We start from the raw sequence: 15660 nt of genomic DNA, 5'->3' as shown, positions 1-15660 counted from the left end.
CGCCATCCCGCCTAGCTCCGAAACAGGGCCGGATCGTCGAGCTGGCCCAGTAGAGCGGTCAGCTGGTCCACCAGTTCCTCCGGCGCCAGTTTCACGTCACCGGCCAGCCAGGCACTGATTGTCTGGGCCACCCCGCCGACCATGAAGTGCGCCGCCGCCTTGATCCGATCGTTGCCCGGGACCCGTAAAACGTTCTGCACGTAGCGTCCGGACAACATCGCGAACAGCGCACTGGACTCGGCACGCTTGCGCACCAGCAACGCATTGGTCAGCTGCGTGCTGAACAGAATCTGGCCGATGCGGACGTCCCCGGCGATGGCAGACACCAGGTGGGCCATGCCGGCCCGGGTCTGCTCGGCATAGGGCACCGCGGCCACTGCGGCCTGGGTGCTGGTCGCCAGGTCACCGACCACCCAGTCGAACACCGCGGCCACGAACTCGTCCTTGTCGGCAAAGCTCTCGTAGAAATACCGGGACGCCACACCGGCCCGATGGCAGATCCCTCGCACGGTCAACTCGATCAATTCACGGGCGCCCAGCAGGTCAAGCCCGGCCGCCAGCAGGCGTTCCCGGCGCTCGGCCAGCCGATCGGCTGCTTGCACACCTCGGTAGGGGCGCTCGGGAACGGCGGAAACCACGCTCACCATCTTGACACCGGGCCCACAGCTGGGCAATATCAGGAAACCGACGTTTCCAGTTACAGCGAGGTGCAGTAATGACAATCAGCGAGCCGGTTCCCCTGGTGGAGCGTGCGGTCAACGACTCACTGGATGCGCACCCCGCCCCGCGTCGGCGTTCCTGGCTGCCGCAGGTCAGCTGCAAAGACAACATGATGATGGGCGTGGCGTTGTTGGCCGGGCCCGCCAACGTGATCATGCAACTGGGCCGGCCCGGCGTCGGCTACGGCGTGATGGAGAGCAAAGTCGAAAGCGGCCGGGTGGACCTGCATCCGATAAAGCGAGCTCGCACCACGTTCACCTATCTGGTGGTTTCCACCCAGGGCAACGACGTGCAGAAGGCCGCCTTCCGCGAAGCGGTCAACAGTGCACACCGACAGGTTCGATCCACCGCCGACAGCCCGGTGAAGTACAACGCATTCGACCGTGACCTGCAGCTGTGGGTCGGAGCCTGCCTCTACAAGGGCAACGTCGACATCCACCGCATCTTCCTCGGCGAGATGGACGACGAGCATGCCGACCGGCATTACCACAACGAGGGCAAGGCAATGGCCACCATGCTGCAGGTGCCCGAGGACATGTGGCCCGCCGACCGGGCGGCCTTCGACCAGTACTGGCAGGAGCAACTGGACAAGGTCCACATCGACGACGCCGTCCGCGAATACCTGAAACCGATCGCGGCGGCCCGGCTGCGGGGCCTGACCCTGCCCGGCCCGTTGCAGCGGGCGAATGAACGGCTGGCGCTACTCATCACCACCGGTTTCCTCCCGCAGCGCTTCCGCGACGAAATGCAACTGCCGTGGGACGCCGACAAGCAACGCCGGTTCGACCGGCTGATGGGCGCTCTTCGGGAAGTCAACAATGTGCTGCCGCAGTTCTTGCGCGGCTTCCCGTTCAACCTGATCCTGTGGGACCTCGACCGTCGTATCCGCGCCGGTCGCCCGCTGGTGTGACCGGGCCGCTGCTGTCAGGCGTTCTTGGTCAACACCCACCAAATGGTGGTTGACGAGCCGGCCAGTTTCCCGGCCAGGGTCTTCTGGTCGAAGGAATGGGTCAGCCTCCCGTCATCGATGGTCCATACCCACCTGTTGCCCTCGAGGTGAGCTTCCTTGTCCCAGCCGATGGCGGTGTCGCGAACGTTGAGACAGCCTGGGCCGCACGGCGCCAAGAACCAGGTATAGGCCGACCCGGCCCGGACTATTCCGGCGCCGTCGGTAACAGTCATGGTGTAGGAACCCAACAGCGGTCCCGGCTCGCTCGGGCTGAACATCTCGGCGGCGGTGCCGACCAGGGCCGCCGCGACGAAAACATCTTTGAAGCCCACAGCTGCCACTCCTTCCCTCTCGGCCTTGCCCGGATCCGCTAGGTCGAACCTAGGATTCGCCGCCACCGCGGCGAAACAGGGTTTTCCCTTGCTTCTGGCCGAAGCTCTGCGGGTGAATTGACGGTTCAGCCCCCGTCGGTAGGCTTTGACCTCGACACAAGCGGATGGAAGGTGGCAGGCGATGCACGTCGACCCCCATGTGTTGCGCACCGGAGCAAACGTGTCCGACGATGCCGGCGCGCACGCCAATGACGGTGCTCAGCGCCTCGACGTGGCCGGCGTGACCGCCAAGATGTTCGGCGATTTCGATGACGCTCACGGTTTCCAGGCAGCGCTGGGCAGCGCCAAGGACAGTCATCGCGACGCCCTGCACAGCCACCACCAGAACCTCACCGGCATCGCCGAGAAGGTGCGCACCGCCGCCGCCGGCTTCACCGAGATGGACAACCACAACGCCCAACTGTTGCGAGACGTCGCCGGCCCCCGACAGTGAGTCGTCCCTCCCTGCAGCACCTGCATGTCGACGACCTCGTCGCGCAGGCTGGTGGTGATCCGTGGGCGATCGATGACAGTCTGCAGGCCGGCAGCCCCACCCAGATCAACTTCCTGGCCCAGTCCTTCCACTCTGCCGCCGGTTCGGCCACCGCCGCCGAAGACTCCTTCCGCACCGCCCAAGACCACTTCGCCCAGTACAACCGCGAAAACGGCGAGCAGCCCATCAACAACGGCGCCGAAGTCCAGCGCGTCAAAGACAGCCTGCACGCCACAAACGAGCAGCTCGGCCAGATCGCCGCTGACCTGGAGACCATCGCCGCCGCTCTGGCTCAGGCCCGCGCGACCTCGCGGGGCAACGTCAAGTCACTCAATGAGAACCTGCAGACTGCCGACTATCTGATCGGCCACTACCTCGACCTGGAGAGCCAGGGCCTGGATCGCGACGACGATATCGAGGAGGTTCGCCGGGCAGCCAAGGCCGACACCGAGACGGCCCTGCACAACGAGACGTTCTTCCGCAATGACTACTCCAAGACGCTGAAACAGGCCATGACCAACCTGCGGGTCAAGGACGGCTACGACCCGGACGTCGTGGTACGCAAGTTCGACGCCGACAGCGAGCCTGCTGCCGGCAACGGCGTTCCGGGGACCGCCGGCTCAGCTGACGGCACGCCCAACGGCCAAGCCGGGCAGACACCGCCGGCAGGCGGTACCCCGACGGGAGCCGATGGTGGCACTGGCGGCGCCAACGGCCAAGCTCCCGGAACGCCGGACGGCAAGGCCGGCGACGGCGGCGCCGGGGCCACCCCGCCGTCGGTGCCACCGGGCACGCCCGTGATGGTCCCCGGGTCACTACCGCCGCCCACCCCACCCACCCAGATCAACGGCAAATGGGGCAACGTCGGCGACGGCCTCGCCGCGGCCGGTGAACGAGCGAACGTACCCGCCAATCCAGCGAAGTTGCCCGGGTTCGTTCCGGGCGGCTCCCCCAGTCCCGCTATTCCCGGCGGCGTCCCGATGACCACTGCGTTGGAAAACGTCGAGAGGTTCGGCAAACGTCTGGGTTTGGCCGGAAACGTCGTCACCGGCGTGAATGGGATCGTGGAAGGCTTCGACGACGTGAGCAACGGTGCCGCCGTGAGCACCACTCTGGTCGACGTCGGTGCCAAAACCGCGGGTGATATCGGCGGTGGCTTGGTCGGCGCCACCACTGGGGCCGAAGCGGGGGCCTGGATCGGGACCATGATCGCCCCGGGGGCCGGAACCGTGATCGGCGCCGGCGTCGGAGCGGTGGTCGGCGGCGTGATCGGCAGCGACATCGGAAAGAAGATGGGCGAAGAGATTGCGGATGTGTCCCACAGTGTTTGGCGGAGCCTCTTCGGCTGAGCTGGCCCATAGGTAAGGGAGATCGATCACCATCAGTAACGCAGAGCGCATCATCTTTGCTGCCGGGGCGGTGATGTTTCTTGTCGCAGTCCCCGTGGACCCCCGTAAGGACGCGAAGTCGAAGTGGCTGTTTTGGCTCATCGGCCCTCTGGTGTGTACAACGTTATTCGCTGTCGCGCTCTACAGCGCCGTGAAGAACCCGGAGACGTCAGACCTGATCAGCGCGGCCATCGGAGCAGCGTTCTTCTCCTACCTCGGCTTCGGTGCCGCCTATGTCCGCAAACGCTGGCCGATCGGGCGATGGCCTGGTTCTCGTTCGTGACGCACCGAAAGGACTTGACGTGGAACCCGATAGTCAGCCAGCCAGCGAGGGACCCATCCAGCTGGATCCCCGCACGCCCGACGAACCGACGATCACCCTCCCCCAGCCGCCGGGTTGGGGGTTCATGCCGGGCAAAGACGAGACGTCGATCCGCGGCATTCTGTTCAACCAGGAGCTGCGGCAGCACGGCTTCACGCCCAACGCGGTGGTGACGTGCGAAGAGCTCACCGGCCAGGTGGGACTCCCATCGCAGGCCCTGGCCAAGGAGCGCGCCGCGGTCATCGACCTCGTCGGTGACCTCGACACCGACATCGCAGGCACGGTGTCGGGCTTTCCCAGCAGAACGATCACCTACAACCTGCAGGGCCGGCCCGCCACCGGCCTGCTCATCGCCGTGCAGAACACCAAGGCCAGGATCTGGGCGATCACGGTCACCCTGCAGACCACCGACGCCGACAACCCCCACTACGTCGCAGCCAAACAGGCACTACTGGATTCGGTGGAAGTCCGCCTGCCCACCCCGTGAGGACCCTGCGACAATGCATCCATGGTCGAGCAGAGCCTCTGGATGCAGAAAGTCGCCGCCGATCCCGGGCATTCGCAGTGGTATATCGAACGCTTCCGCGAGATGGCCCGCGCCGGTAAGGATCTGGCCGGCGAAGCACGCTTCATCGACGCGATGGCATCGCGGGGCGCGCGCATCCTCGACGCCGGCTGCGGCCCGGGCCGGGTCGCCGGCGTCCTGGCCAAGTGCGGTCACGACGTGGTCGGTGTCGACGTCGACCCGGAGCTCATCGAGGCCGCCGAGCAGGACCATCCCGGGCCGCGCTATCTCGTGGGCGACCTCGCCGAGCTCGACCTGCCCGCCCGCGGCATCCCCGAACCGTTCGACCTCATCGTGTCGGCGGGCAACGTCATGGCGTTTGTGGCCCCGAGCACGCGCCCGGAGATCCTGCGCCGATTGCGCGCCCACTGCGCCGACGACGGCCGGACCGTGATCGGCTTCGGCGCCAACCGGGACTACGACTTCGATCAGTTCCTGCGCGACGCGTCGGCCGCCGGTTTCGCGACCGATCTCCTGCTGGGCACTTGGGAACTGCGGCCCTTCACCGCGGACTCCGATTTCCTGGTAGCGGTGCTGCGCCCCGCTCACAGCGGCAGCTGATCCTCCTCGGTCAGCTCGCCGAGTTGGTCAACGCTCAGCACCTCGGTCATGTCCTGCTCCTGATAGGCCAGACGGCCCACCCGATGCGCAACCACCGGGGCGGTGACCAGGGTGAACAGGATGCTCACGGTCACCATGCCGGCGTCGTGGCTGCCCCGTAGCCGGATCAGCGCACCGCCGAGTACCAGCAATAGGCCCAACACCTGCGGTTTGGTGGCCGAGTGCATCCGGGCCAAGGTGTCGGGGAACCGCACCACTCCGATGGCCGCCGTCAGCGCCAGCACCGAACCGGCGAGCACCAGCACCCCGGCGAGCACGTCGAGCAGGATCATGAGTGCCTCCCCACGTTGGGTGCGTCGTCGGGCACCCGGAAGCGTGCCACGCTCACCGACCCGATGAAGCCGACCAGCGCCAGTGCCGCGAGGCTATAGGTGACGGTGGTGTCCCGGCTGACCGCAGCCCAGATACCGATACCACACATCGTCATCGCGGCCAGCGTGTCCAGCGCCACCAGCCGATCCAAGGTGCTGGGTCCGGCCAGCAGTCGATACATGGTGATGACGGCGGCGAAGCCCAACAGCACACCTGCAGTTCCCCAGACCACGGTCATGCGTCTACTCCCGCCGGCCGCCACTTGTCGTCACGCTCGAACGCGGCGATCAACAGTCGCTCCACTTGGGCGACCTGCTGGAAAAACCGTTCCACCGCGGACGCCGAGCCGACATCGATCACATGGCAATACAGAATCCGCCGAACCTGATCGATCTCCAGCACCATCGATCCGGGAATCAATGTGGTGATGTTGGCGGCCAGCACCAAAACCAGGTCGGATTTGATGGTCAGCGGCACCCGTAGCACCCCGGTGCGCGGCGGCGGTCCGGGTCGGACCGCCAGCCACATCAACTGAAGGCTGGACTCCATCAGATACCAGGTGAACAGCCCCAACAGTTTCAGCAGCGGCACCAGATGAACGCGGCCCTGCACCGGCACGGGCGGCATCGGTAGCAAGACCACGATCACGAGCGCGACCACGATTCCCGTGGTGATGTTGGGGATCGTGAAGCGGCCCCACAACAGCACCCACACGATCGTCAACGCGGACACCGTGAAAATCCGCAGCGCGAGGGCCCTCATGGTGCACCCACCGACAACACGGTCGAGATGTATTCGCTTCGGTCCAGAATCTCGGCCGCCGCCCGCTCGGTGTAGGCGAAAATCGGGCCGGCCAACACGCTCAGCGACAGGCCCAGCGCGATCAGTGCGAGGGTCGGGACCACCATCCACGTCGGCATCTTTCCGACGTCATCACGGTCGTCGTAGGCAACGTCGCCGACGTCGTCAAGCAGCACCGGCGGAGCGGCTAGCACCAACTCGCCCTCGGGAGCGTCGACGCGGCGGCGCCAGAACGCCATGGTCCACACCCGCGCCAGGACGTACAACGTCAGCAGGCTCGTCACCACTGCCCCACCGACCAGGCACCAGGCCAGCACCGACCCGTCACCCACCCCGGCCTGCAGCACGGCGGTCTTGCCGATGAACCCCGAAAACGGCGGAATACCACCGAGATTGAACGCCGGAATCAGGAACACGAAGGCCAACAACGGATTGGCGATCAGACCGCCCAGCCGGTAAAGCGACGATGCGCCGCCCTGGCGTTCGATCAGTCCGGCCGCCAGGAACAGCGTGGTCATCACGATGATGTGGTGCATCACGTAGAAGATCGCGCCGGACATTCCCAGCTGGCTCGACAACGCGACTCCGAACATCATGAAGCCGATGTGGCTGACCAGCGTAAACGACAGCACCCGCTTGATGTCGCTTTGCGCGATGGCGCCAAATATTCCGATCAACATGGTCAGCAACGCCGCGACCAGCAGCACCGAGTCCAGACCTCCGTCGGGGAACAGCAGTGAGTGCGCCCGGATGATCGCGTACACACCGACTTTGGTCAGAATCCCGGCGAACACCGCGGTGATCGGGGCGGGCGCGGTGGGATAGGCGTCGGGTAGCCAGGCCGACAGCGGGAACACCGCGGCCTTGATGCCGAACGCCACCAGCAACACGGCGAACACCGCGCTTCGGGTACCGCCCGGCATGGCGCCGGTCCGCGTCGCCAGCTCGGCGAGGTTCAGTGTTCCGGTGGAGGCATAGACCAGCGCGATGCCGAGCAGAAAGACCAACGACGAGGCCATCGAGACCATCACGTAGCCGATACCGGCGCGGATACGTTCAGCACTGGCGCCGATGGTCAGCAAAACGAAGCTCGCCGACAGCAGCATCTCGAACCCGACGAACAGGTTGAACAGGTCGCCGGCCAGAAACGCCAGCGAGACGCCGGTGGCCAGGGTCAGATAGGTGGGCAGGAAGATCGAGACCGGCTGGCGGTCGTCACCGTCGCGCACGCCCTGCCCGATGGCGTAGACGATGACCGCCAGCAGCACGACCGCCGACACCACCAGCATCAGCGCCGACAGTCGGTCGACGACCAGGCTGATGCCGAGCGGCCCCAGCTTCTGCTCGGTCGGTCCCCATCCCCCGACATGCAGCACCAGCGTGCCGTTGCGGTCGGTCAGATACAGCAGCGCCGCGCTGACTGCGGTTACCGCGCACAGCACACCGATGGTGATCGGCCGCTGCAGCCGGGGGCGGCGGCCGACGATCAGCGTCAGCGCCGCGCCCAGCGTGGGCAGCAGCACCGGCAGCGGCATCAAGACGGCGGCAAGACTCACCGCGAGACCTCGCTTTCAGGAACGGCGTCGAGCTCACCGGCCGCCACCGGCACGCCCTGGTCGGGTTCGGCGGCGATGACCTCTTCGTCGGACAGCTGCGAGACGCGGGTCGCTTCCTGGTCGTCGCCGATGTCATCGGTGGTCGTCAGGTGGTAGGAGCGGTAGGTCAGGGCCAGCACGAACGCGCCGACGCCCATGGTGATGACGATGGAGGTCAACACCATGGCCTGAGCCAGTGGGTCGGCGTCGGTTTCCTTACCGGAGCTGGCCCACAGGATCGGCGGATTTCCGTCGGGTCCGCCGACATCGATGATCAGCAGATTGATGGCATTCCCGATCATCATCAGGCCCAACAACATTCGGGTCAGGCTGCGCTCGAGCAGCATGTAGACCCCGCAGGAGGTGAGCCCGGCGGCCATCAGCAACGGAACCAGATGCGCGGTCATGACACTCCTGCCATCGGTCGGCTGACGGACTGCGATTCAAGCTCCTGGTCCAATCGCACGCCCAGGCTGCGCAGCACATCGAGCACCATGCCGACGACCACCAGGTACACGCCCAGATCGAAGAACAACGACGTCACCACATCGACGTGCCCGAACACCGGGAGGGTGAAGCTCAGCACCGCCGAGGACAACACCGGCGCGCCCAGGAACAACGACGCCAGCGCCGTCCCTCCGACCAGGGCCAGCCCGACGCCCAGGATCTTGCTGGAGTCCAGGGGCAGTGTCTCGCCGAGCTCGTAGCGTCCGCCGGCCAGGTAGCGCAATGCCAGCCCCAGCCCGGCGGCAAGCCCGCCGGCGAAGCCACCGCCCGGATAGTTGTGCCCGGCGAACAGGAAGTAGACCGAGACCACCATGATCAGCGGGAAGATGATCCGGGTCGCGACCTCCAGCACCAGCGACCGCTCATTGGGGTCGTGGTAGGCGCTGCCGCGCAGCCAGGTGGTCGACCCGATCGCCGGACTGTAGGGCGTGGTGATGCCCACGGTCTTGCGCGGGCTGCCGGCGTCGGCGATCCGCGGAGCCCGGCCGAAGCGGCGGTTGCGGAACACCATCGAGGCCACACCCGTCGCGGCAACCAGCAACACCGAGATCTCACCAAGGGTGTCCCAGGCCCGGATATCGACCAGCAACACGTTGACGGTATTGGCGCCGTGGCCGCGAACGTAGGCCGCCTCGGGCAACGCCTCGGCCACGCCGTCGCTGCTGCGCGCCGCCATCGCGAAGGCCGCCAGTACCGCGACGGTGATCCCCACCGCGCCGGCAAGCACTATGCGCGGCAGCCGGTTCAGCATCATGGTGGGGCGCTCCGCCTCCGCCGGCAACGTGCGCAGCACCAACACGAAGATCACCAGGGTCACGGTCTCGACCAACAGCTGGGTCAGCGCCAGGTCGGGTGCACCGTGGAAGGCGAATGCCGCCGCGCACCCGTAACCGGTCACCCCGACCATCAACACCGCGGACAGCCGGTTGCGAGCCATGGTCGCGCCGATCGCGCCGGCGACCACCAGGACCGCGACCGTCAGCTGCAGCGGGGTGTCCCACAGGTGCAGCTCGACGTGATTGCGCGCGCCCAATACGAGCGCCGTCAGCGGCAGCACCACCAGCGTCGCGAAGATCACCCCCTGGTTGAGCGGCAAAGAGCCACGCTGGGTGATGCCGGTCAGCCGCACCGCTGCCACATCAAGCAGCCGCAGCACGTCGTCGTAGATGCGGTCGGCCTTGCCCATCGGCAGTCGGCGCAGCCGGGACAGACGCAGCGGGCCGCGGGCTGCGAACACACTGGCGCCGACCACCAGGACCAGCGCCGACAGCAGCACCGGCAGCCCCACGCCGTGCCACAGCGCCAGGTGGTAGCCGGTTCCGCCGGGCATGGTGTCGGCGTAGCTGCGCAGCACGGTGTCGAGGGTGAGCGCACACAACCCCAGGATCAGGCTGGTGGCGGCCAGCACCGCCGGCGGCGCCAGGAACGCCACTTCAGGTCGGTGCAGGTTCGCCACGTTCGCACTCGGCGCGGACCGGCCCTTCCCGGCGAAGCCGCCCCACACGAACCGCACGCTGTAGATCACGGTGAACATCGAGGCGACCACACCGGCGGCCAGCACGTACGGACCGGCGGAACCCAGGACCGGCGACTGGGCCTCAGCCCCGAAGATGGTCTCCTTGGCTATGAAGCCCACGAACGGCGGCACCCCGGCCATGCTGGCGGCGGCCGCGGCGGCGATCACGAACAGCTCCGGGCAACGGCGCCCGAGCCCGGCTAGCTCGCGCAGATCGCGGGTGCCGGTGGCGTGGTCGATGATCCCGACCACCATGAACAACGTGGCCTTGGCCGCGGCGTGCGCGCACATGGCGGTCAACCCGGCCAGCATGAGATCACCGGTACCGGCTCCGACCAACACGATCATCAGACCCAGCTGGCTGACGGTGCTGTAGGCCAGCAGCAGCTTGAGGTCGTACTCGCGCACGGCCCGCCATCCCGCCAGCAGCGCGGTGGCCAGACCGAGAATCATCAGCGTCGGACGCCACCCGGGCGAATCGGCGAACCCCGGAGCCAGCCTCGCTACCAGATAGATGCCGGCTTTGACCATCGCCGCGGCGTGCAGGTAGGCGCTGACCGGGGTCGGTGCCGCCATGGCGCCGGGCAGCCAGAAGTGCAGCGGAAAGATGGCCGACTTGCTCAGGGCGCCGACCAGGATCAGCAGCACCCCGACGGTCACGACGGTCCCCGACGGCGGACGGGCCACCAGCTCTGACAGCAGGTACGTGCCGGCGGCGTTGCCCACCATGATGATGCCGACCAGCATGGCCAGCCCACCGGCAGTGGTCACCAGCAACGCCTGGATGGCGGCGCGGCGATTGACCGCACGTTCGGCGTAGTGACCGATCAGCAGGAACGACAACACGGTCGTCATTTCCCAGAAGACGTAGAGCACCAGCGCGTTGTCGGCGACCATCAGCCCGAACATCGCTCCGGCGAAACCGACCATCTTGGCGGCGAAGCTGGGCAGCCGAGGATCGGCTTCGTGCGCCCCGACCGGCCGGAAGTATCCGGCGCAGTAAAACAGCACCAAGGCGCCGATCCCCAGCGCCAGCACGCACATGATCGCGCTCAGCGAATCGAACCGTAGCGCGATGTCCATTGACAGCCCGGGCACCCAGGGCACGGTGACGCGGTGATCGGCGGCCGGACCGGCGGGCCAGTTCGCGACGACCCAGCCCAGCGATACCAGCGGGATCAATCCCAGCGGATAGAAGGCCACCCTGCCCCACCTGCGCACCAACGCTGGTGCCGCAGCTGTGCCAACAACATGGGCAAGCAGTATCGCCAGCATCACGCTCCACGGGCCGTTTCGTTTAAGTCGATGCAATCAGTCGTAGCACGAATCGTCAGAAGACACGCGGGCGCGACAAAGCGCACCCACTCCCATCTCCCACCACCACTGATTCCAGTCTGTGTGGTTCAGCGGCCGCGCGCCATGGAATGCAACCCCCATTCGGCGGGGGGTGAAACACCCATGGCTAATGTCGGTCTACGGCTCGATCAGCCCGGTCCTGATGGCATACCGGGTGAGCGCCAGGCGGTCGCGCAGGCCCAATTTCTGCAGGGTGTTGGTCCGGTGGCGGTCGACTGTCTTAGCGCTGATGCCGAGCGTCTTGGCGATCTCCCGCGCCGAGAAGCCCTCGGCGATCAGCTTGAGGACTTCCTCCTCGCGGGGCGTGAGGATGGTCTCGGGCAACGTATTGCCGTGCCGCGCCCGGTGCAGGTAGTCGCGAATCAGGGCGGTCACCGCCCCGGCGTACAGAAACGGCTCGCCGCGAATCGTCGCCCGGCAGGCCTCGAGCAGGTCGCGGTCAGCGACCGACTTCAAGACGTAGCCCGACGCGCCCGCCTTGAGAGCTTCGAAGAAGTACTGCTCGTTGTCGTGCATCGACAGCATCAGCACCCGCACGTGGGGATGGTTGCGGTTGATCTCCCGGGCGGCCTGCAAGCCGGTCATCCGCGGCATCGCGATATCCAGAATGGCCAGGTCGACCGGGGTTTCCTGCAACACTGCGAGCGCCTCGGCGCCATCGGCGGCCTCGGCGACGACGGACAGGTCGGGCTCGGCGTCCAGAATCATCCGCAGGCCACTGCGCATCAGGGCATGATCGTCGGCCAACAGGATGCGGGCCGGCTGCGTCGGCATCATGACCGGCCCACCCCGGGTCGGGCCGGCACCACCAGCCGGATCTCGGTGCCTTGCTCGGCCGACGAGGTGATGGTCAAGGTGCCGTGCACCAGCAGTGCGCGCTCACGCATTCCGGTGATGCCCGCACCTTCGACGCTCATCGCACCCGTGCCGTCATCGGAGATCCGCAAGGTCAGCTCCCCCGTTGCATCGACATGCAGGTCCAGCCACACCTTCTGCGCACCCGAATGCCGGGCAATGTTGGTCAGGCTCTCCTGCACTATGCGATAGCACACCAACTCCACGTTGGGATCCAGTCGTTCCGCTTGCGGGCCAATGTCTTTGACCACGTCAATGCCGCTCGCCTGGGTGAACTGATTGCATAGCGCCTGCAGGGCGCTGGACAGGCCGAGGTCTTCCAACGCGTCCGGTCGTAGCCGTCGCGCGATGCCGCGCACTTCGTCGAGGCTGGCCCGCACGATCTCCTGCGCATCCGCGAGATCCCCGCGTAGTCCTTCCGGCGCGGCGTCGACGGCTCGTTTGAGGGTGAGCAGGGCGACCGTCAGGGTTTGACCGATCTCATCGTGCAACTCCCTGGCGATCCGCTGCCGCTCGTTCTCCTGCGCAACGAGCACTAAGGCACTCGAGGATGCGCGTTCGGTTTCCAGCCTGTCGAGCATGGCGTTGAACGACGCCATCAGGTGGTGCAGATCTCCGTCGCCCGGATCGTCCACCCGGTCGGTGCGCCGGAGCAGGTCAACCCGCCGCATGGACGCGGCGAGCCGGTCCAGCGGGGCCAGGCTGGACCGCAGCAGCAGCGCATTGGCCCCCACCACGACTGCCAGCCCGACCATCAGCACCGGGATCTCGGTTAAGCGAACGGGGCCCGAAACGGTTGCCGGCGACATGGCCAGTACCAGGGTGCCGAAGGTGAAGACCAGACCGTTGATCAAGACGACGCGCCGAAACAGCCCACGCGCGGGCGCGCTCGCCCGCCGCCGAAATCGGTCGACGAGCCCAGTCCAACGGCTCATCCCACCACCCTGGTCTGCGCGGTACACATTGTCCATACGGGTCGCCCTGACATGCGAATGGGTGTCAAACACCATGGCGAGCCGCTGGTTCGGGCTCGGACAATGGTGGTACGCCCAGCGCATCGTCGGCTTTGCCGCCATGGTCGAAGTGTTTGCCGCCCCGGAGTGTCGCGCCCCTGGTGGAGCGCTGGGCGCGTTAGATCGAAAGATCACACCATCGCCGACCCGTGACCGGAGGGATGCAACTGCAATGGACCGCTGTACCCGAGCGCGGCGTCGCGCAACGCCCGGGTCCGCCGTGCACCGCCGATGAACTTCGCCGCGTTGCCGCCGGAAGTCAACTCCGGTCTCATGTACCTCGGCGCCGGCTCGGGGCCGATGCTCGCCGCGGCGAGCGCGTGGAGCGGGCTGGCCGCCGACCTGCATTCCGCCGCGGCTGGTTACGAGTCGGCGATCGCCGAGTTGACCGGCACGGCGTGGTCGGGTCCGTCGGCGGCGGCGATGACGGCCGCGGCCACCCCGTTCGTGGCGTGGCTGAACGCCACCGCCGGTCAGGCCGAAAAGACCTCGCTGCAGGCGAAGGCTGCGGTCGCCGCCTACGAGGCGGCGTTCGCCCTGACGGTGCCCCCATCGGTCGTCGCCGCCAACCGCGCTCAATTGATGACCTTGTTGGCCACCAATGTGCTGGGCCAGAACGCCGCGGCGATCGCGGCCACCGAAGCCCAGTACGGCGAGATGTGGGCACAGGACGCCACCGCGATGTACAGCTACTCGGCCCTGTCGAAGACCGCATCCGAGCTGGAGCCGTTCGCGCCGCCGCCGCAGACCAGTAACCCGGCGGGACCAGCCGGCCAGACCGGCGCTCAGGGCAATCCCGCCGCCAACCTGGCGCAGACGGTGTCGTCTCGACTGGCCTCCACGCTGACCGGACCCGGCTCGGCGGAGGCCGTCCAGGGGTTGCCCGGCGTCGCGCTGCCGGGCGACATCCCGTCTGGGTTCTTCGACTGGATGGCCGTCATCGCCGACGAGACCGCCCTGGGGATCGCCCTGCCGATGTCGATCATCGGTGTCTTCCTGGCAGGCGCGGCCATGCACTTCGCGGAGCAGGACTCGCGCGAGATCTTCGACACCCAGGACATTCTCCGCGGCGGCCAGCGAAGCATCCTGGAGGCGCTGGGCCAGATCGGCGGGATAGCGGAGCTGCCCTCGACCGAGAATCTCCGGGTCCCGCACGTCCCGGTGGTGGCGTCCAGGGGTGAGGCGTTCCCCCTCGGGGCGCTCTCGACGCCGATCAGCTGGGCCGAGCTGGCACCCGAGATCCGTCATGCCAGTCTCTCGACGCCGCTTGGCGCCGCCCCCGCCACCTCGCCGGCTGGACTGGGCACGGCGTTCGGCCAGATGGCGCTGGCCGGTATGGGCGGCAGCGCGTTGGCCGGCGCCATGAACCAGCGCCGCTCGGATTCCGGTAAGGCTATTGCGGCCACTGCGTCCGCCGGGGCCGGCAAGCCGTCCTCGGATTCCGCAGAGCAGACGGCCGTGGCCGCGGCGCATGCTCCGCTGGCCTCGGTGGCGGAACTGGCCGCCGGCATCCGCGAACTCGGCGAACTACACGACGCCGGCTATCTGACCGGCGAGGAGTTCGCTGCGCAAAAGCGCCGCCTGCTGTCGCGGTAACTCTCTGGGCCGAGCGCCGGCTAGCGGCGGCGCGACCTCAGGTAGTCCCCGACCACCGCTGCGCCCAGACCATCGAGTTCGGGCACCACCACCCGACCCTGGACCCGACGCGCCACCTGATCGATGAAGCGGGCCAGCCCTGGATCGTCGCCGAGCCGGAAGATCGTCACCTGGGCACCGAGCCGGGCGACGTCATCGAAGCCCCGCACGGTGTGGGCAATGGTCCGCGGGTGCGGCGGGTAGTCAAAAAACACCGCAGAACCCGCCCCCGCGCCGTCATAGTCCTCTAAGTGCGCCGTCGGCTCCCCGTCGGTGACCACCAATACCACCGGCTGGGCATTGGGGTGGCGACGCAGGTGCCGACTCGCCAGTGCCAGCGCATGGTGCAGATTGGTGCCCTGCTCATAGACGCCTTCCAGGCCGGTCAGCTCCGCGGCGGTCACCGTGCGCGCATAACGGCCGAAGGCGATGATCTGCAACGCATCTGAGCGAAATCTGGTGCTGACCAGGTGGTTCAACGCCAACGCCGTGCGTTTCATCGGCAGCCACCGATTATCCATCACCATCGAGAACGAGGTGTCCACCAGCAGCGCAACGGCAGACTGGGTGCGCGTCTCGGTCTCGGAGACCTCGACGTCGTCGACGCTGATCGACAGCCGACCGCTCGCTGAACCGCCGGG

Annotated in this window: 18 protein-coding genes; 7 read left to right on the top strand and 11 right to left on the bottom strand. The window is 67.1% G+C overall.

What is annotated here, in order from left to right; genetic code table 11:
- Positions 1-11: 11 nt before the first annotated feature.
- On the bottom strand, positions 12-647 hold the full coding sequence (locus tag N416_RS0118450) for a TetR/AcrR family transcriptional regulator (protein WP_024443582.1): 636 nt from the start codon (positions 645-647) through the stop codon (positions 12-14).
- Between the two features lie 68 nt (positions 648-715).
- Between N416_RS0118450 and N416_RS0118445 the strand changes: the two genes are divergently transcribed.
- The gene (locus N416_RS0118445; protein ID WP_024443581.1) at positions 716-1630 is read left to right on the top strand and encodes an oxygenase MpaB family protein; all 915 of its coding nucleotides are present in this window, start codon (positions 716-718) and stop codon (positions 1628-1630) included.
- 14 nt (positions 1631-1644) lie between these two features.
- On the opposite strand, the gene N416_RS0118440 is transcribed toward N416_RS0118445, so the two are convergent.
- Entirely contained in the window at positions 1645-2001 is a 357-nt protein-coding gene (locus N416_RS0118440; protein WP_125079068.1) for a hypothetical protein, read from the bottom strand.
- Positions 2002-2182: 181 nt separating this feature from the next.
- Here N416_RS0118440 and N416_RS0118435 point away from each other — a divergent pair, with 181 nt between their 5' ends.
- From N416_RS0118435 to N416_RS0118415, 5 genes are all read left to right on the top strand, one after another.
- Positions 2183-2494, top strand: a complete 312-nt coding sequence (locus N416_RS0118435) for a DUF2563 family protein (protein WP_024443579.1) — start codon at positions 2183-2185, stop codon at positions 2492-2494.
- A complete protein-coding gene (locus N416_RS23350; protein ID WP_024443578.1) occupies positions 2491-3882 on the top strand; it encodes a glycine zipper domain-containing protein in 1392 nt (463 codons plus the stop codon). The genes N416_RS0118435 and N416_RS23350 overlap by 4 nt, the downstream gene beginning before the upstream one ends.
- A gap of 151 nt (positions 3883-4033) precedes the next feature.
- Positions 4034-4204 (top strand): hypothetical protein, encoded by a 171-nt coding sequence (locus N416_RS23605; RefSeq protein WP_192830995.1) that lies wholly within the window; start codon positions 4034-4036, stop codon positions 4202-4204.
- 19 nt (positions 4205-4223) lie between these two features.
- Positions 4224-4730: an LpqN/LpqT family lipoprotein gene (locus tag N416_RS0118420; RefSeq protein ID WP_164518012.1), complete on the top strand. Its 507-nt coding sequence runs from the start codon at positions 4224-4226 to the stop codon at positions 4728-4730.
- A 21-nt stretch (positions 4731-4751) separates the two neighbouring features.
- A complete protein-coding gene (locus N416_RS0118415; protein ID WP_024443575.1) occupies positions 4752-5369 on the top strand; it encodes a bifunctional 2-polyprenyl-6-hydroxyphenol methylase/3-demethylubiquinol 3-O-methyltransferase UbiG in 618 nt (205 codons plus the stop codon).
- Here the strand turns inward: N416_RS0118415 and mnhG are convergent.
- The 8 genes from mnhG to N416_RS0118375 form a co-directional block, all read right to left on the bottom strand.
- On the bottom strand, positions 5354-5701 hold the full coding sequence (gene mnhG / locus N416_RS0118410; RefSeq protein WP_024443574.1) for a monovalent cation/H(+) antiporter subunit G: 348 nt from the start codon (positions 5699-5701) through the stop codon (positions 5354-5356). The two genes, N416_RS0118415 and mnhG, sit on opposite strands and share 16 nt — an antisense overlap.
- Complete coding sequence (locus N416_RS0118405) at positions 5698-5979, bottom strand: monovalent cation/H+ antiporter complex subunit F (RefSeq protein ID WP_024443573.1); 282 nt, start codon at positions 5977-5979, stop codon at positions 5698-5700. Before N416_RS0118405 ends, mnhG begins: the two co-directional genes overlap by 4 nt.
- The gene (locus tag N416_RS0118400; protein WP_024443572.1) at positions 5976-6503 is read right to left on the bottom strand and encodes a Na+/H+ antiporter subunit E; all 528 of its coding nucleotides are present in this window, start codon (positions 6501-6503) and stop codon (positions 5976-5978) included. The genes N416_RS0118405 and N416_RS0118400 overlap by 4 nt, the downstream gene beginning before the upstream one ends.
- Complete coding sequence (locus tag N416_RS0118395; protein WP_024443571.1) at positions 6500-8098, bottom strand: Na+/H+ antiporter subunit D; 1599 nt, start codon at positions 8096-8098, stop codon at positions 6500-6502. Before N416_RS0118395 ends, N416_RS0118400 begins: the two co-directional genes overlap by 4 nt.
- Entirely contained in the window at positions 8095-8544 is a 450-nt protein-coding gene (locus N416_RS0118390; RefSeq protein ID WP_024443570.1) for a Na(+)/H(+) antiporter subunit C, read from the bottom strand. The genes N416_RS0118395 and N416_RS0118390 overlap by 4 nt, the downstream gene beginning before the upstream one ends.
- The gene (locus N416_RS0118385) at positions 8541-11435 is read right to left on the bottom strand and encodes a Na+/H+ antiporter subunit A (protein WP_024443569.1); all 2895 of its coding nucleotides are present in this window, start codon (positions 11433-11435) and stop codon (positions 8541-8543) included. The genes N416_RS0118390 and N416_RS0118385 overlap by 4 nt, the downstream gene beginning before the upstream one ends.
- 198 nt (positions 11436-11633) lie before the next feature.
- Positions 11634-12290, bottom strand: coding sequence for a response regulator transcription factor (locus tag N416_RS0118380; protein ID WP_024443568.1), 657 nt, complete (start codon positions 12288-12290; stop codon positions 11634-11636).
- Entirely contained in the window at positions 12290-13306 is a 1017-nt protein-coding gene (locus N416_RS0118375; protein WP_024443567.1) for a histidine kinase, read from the bottom strand. The genes N416_RS0118380 and N416_RS0118375 overlap by 1 nt, the downstream gene beginning before the upstream one ends.
- Positions 13307-13615: 309 nt before the next feature.
- Here N416_RS0118375 and N416_RS24305 point away from each other — a divergent pair, with 309 nt between their 5' ends.
- Positions 13616-14980 carry a PPE domain-containing protein gene (locus N416_RS24305; RefSeq protein ID WP_024443566.1) on the top strand — a complete coding sequence of 455 codons (1365 nt, stop codon included), beginning with the start codon at positions 13616-13618 and terminating at the stop codon, positions 14978-14980.
- A gap of 20 nt (positions 14981-15000) precedes the next feature.
- Here N416_RS24305 and N416_RS0118365 read toward each other — a convergent pair.
- Positions 15001-15660 (bottom strand): VWA domain-containing protein (locus N416_RS0118365; protein WP_024443565.1); only part of this gene is annotated, 660 nt, incomplete at its 5' end.

The organism is Mycobacterium sp. UM_WGJ (assembly GCF_000455125.1).
GTDB lineage: Bacteria > Actinomycetota > Actinomycetes > Mycobacteriales > Mycobacteriaceae > Mycobacterium.
The sequence above is the reverse complement of the archived record's forward strand: the minus strand, read 5'-3'. Positions and strand labels throughout refer to the sequence as shown.

What these genes read in the sequence shown, in the direction of transcription:
- N416_RS0118450 (WP_024443582.1), bottom strand. Translation starts at nt 647, where the DNA reads ATGGTGAGCGTGGTTTCCGCCGTTCCCGAGCGCCCCTACCGAGGTGTG.
- N416_RS0118445 (WP_024443581.1), top strand. Translation starts at nt 716, where the DNA reads ATGACAATCAGCGAGCCGGTTCCCCTGGTGGAGCGTGCGGTCAACGAC.
- N416_RS0118435 (WP_024443579.1), top strand. Translation starts at nt 2,183, where the DNA reads ATGCACGTCGACCCCCATGTGTTGCGCACCGGAGCAAACGTGTCCGAC.
- N416_RS0118415 (WP_024443575.1), top strand. Translation starts at nt 4,752, where the DNA reads ATGGTCGAGCAGAGCCTCTGGATGCAGAAAGTCGCCGCCGATCCCGGG.
- mnhG (WP_024443574.1), bottom strand. Translation starts at nt 5,701, where the DNA reads ATGATCCTGCTCGACGTGCTCGCCGGGGTGCTGGTGCTCGCCGGTTCG.
- N416_RS0118405 (WP_024443573.1), bottom strand. Translation starts at nt 5,979, where the DNA reads ATGACCGTGGTCTGGGGAACTGCAGGTGTGCTGTTGGGCTTCGCCGCC.
- N416_RS0118400 (WP_024443572.1), bottom strand. Translation starts at nt 6,503, where the DNA reads ATGAGGGCCCTCGCGCTGCGGATTTTCACGGTGTCCGCGTTGACGATC.
- N416_RS0118390 (WP_024443570.1), bottom strand. Translation starts at nt 8,544, where the DNA reads ATGACCGCGCATCTGGTTCCGTTGCTGATGGCCGCCGGGCTCACCTCC.
- N416_RS0118385 (WP_024443569.1), bottom strand. Translation starts at nt 11,435, where the DNA reads ATGCTGGCGATACTGCTTGCCCATGTTGTTGGCACAGCTGCGGCACCA.
- N416_RS0118380 (WP_024443568.1), bottom strand. Translation starts at nt 12,290, where the DNA reads ATGCCGACGCAGCCGGCCCGCATCCTGTTGGCCGACGATCATGCCCTG.
- N416_RS0118375 (WP_024443567.1), bottom strand. Translation starts at nt 13,306, where the DNA reads ATGAGCCGTTGGACTGGGCTCGTCGACCGATTTCGGCGGCGGGCGAGC.
- N416_RS24305 (WP_024443566.1), top strand. Translation starts at nt 13,616, where the DNA reads ATGAACTTCGCCGCGTTGCCGCCGGAAGTCAACTCCGGTCTCATGTAC.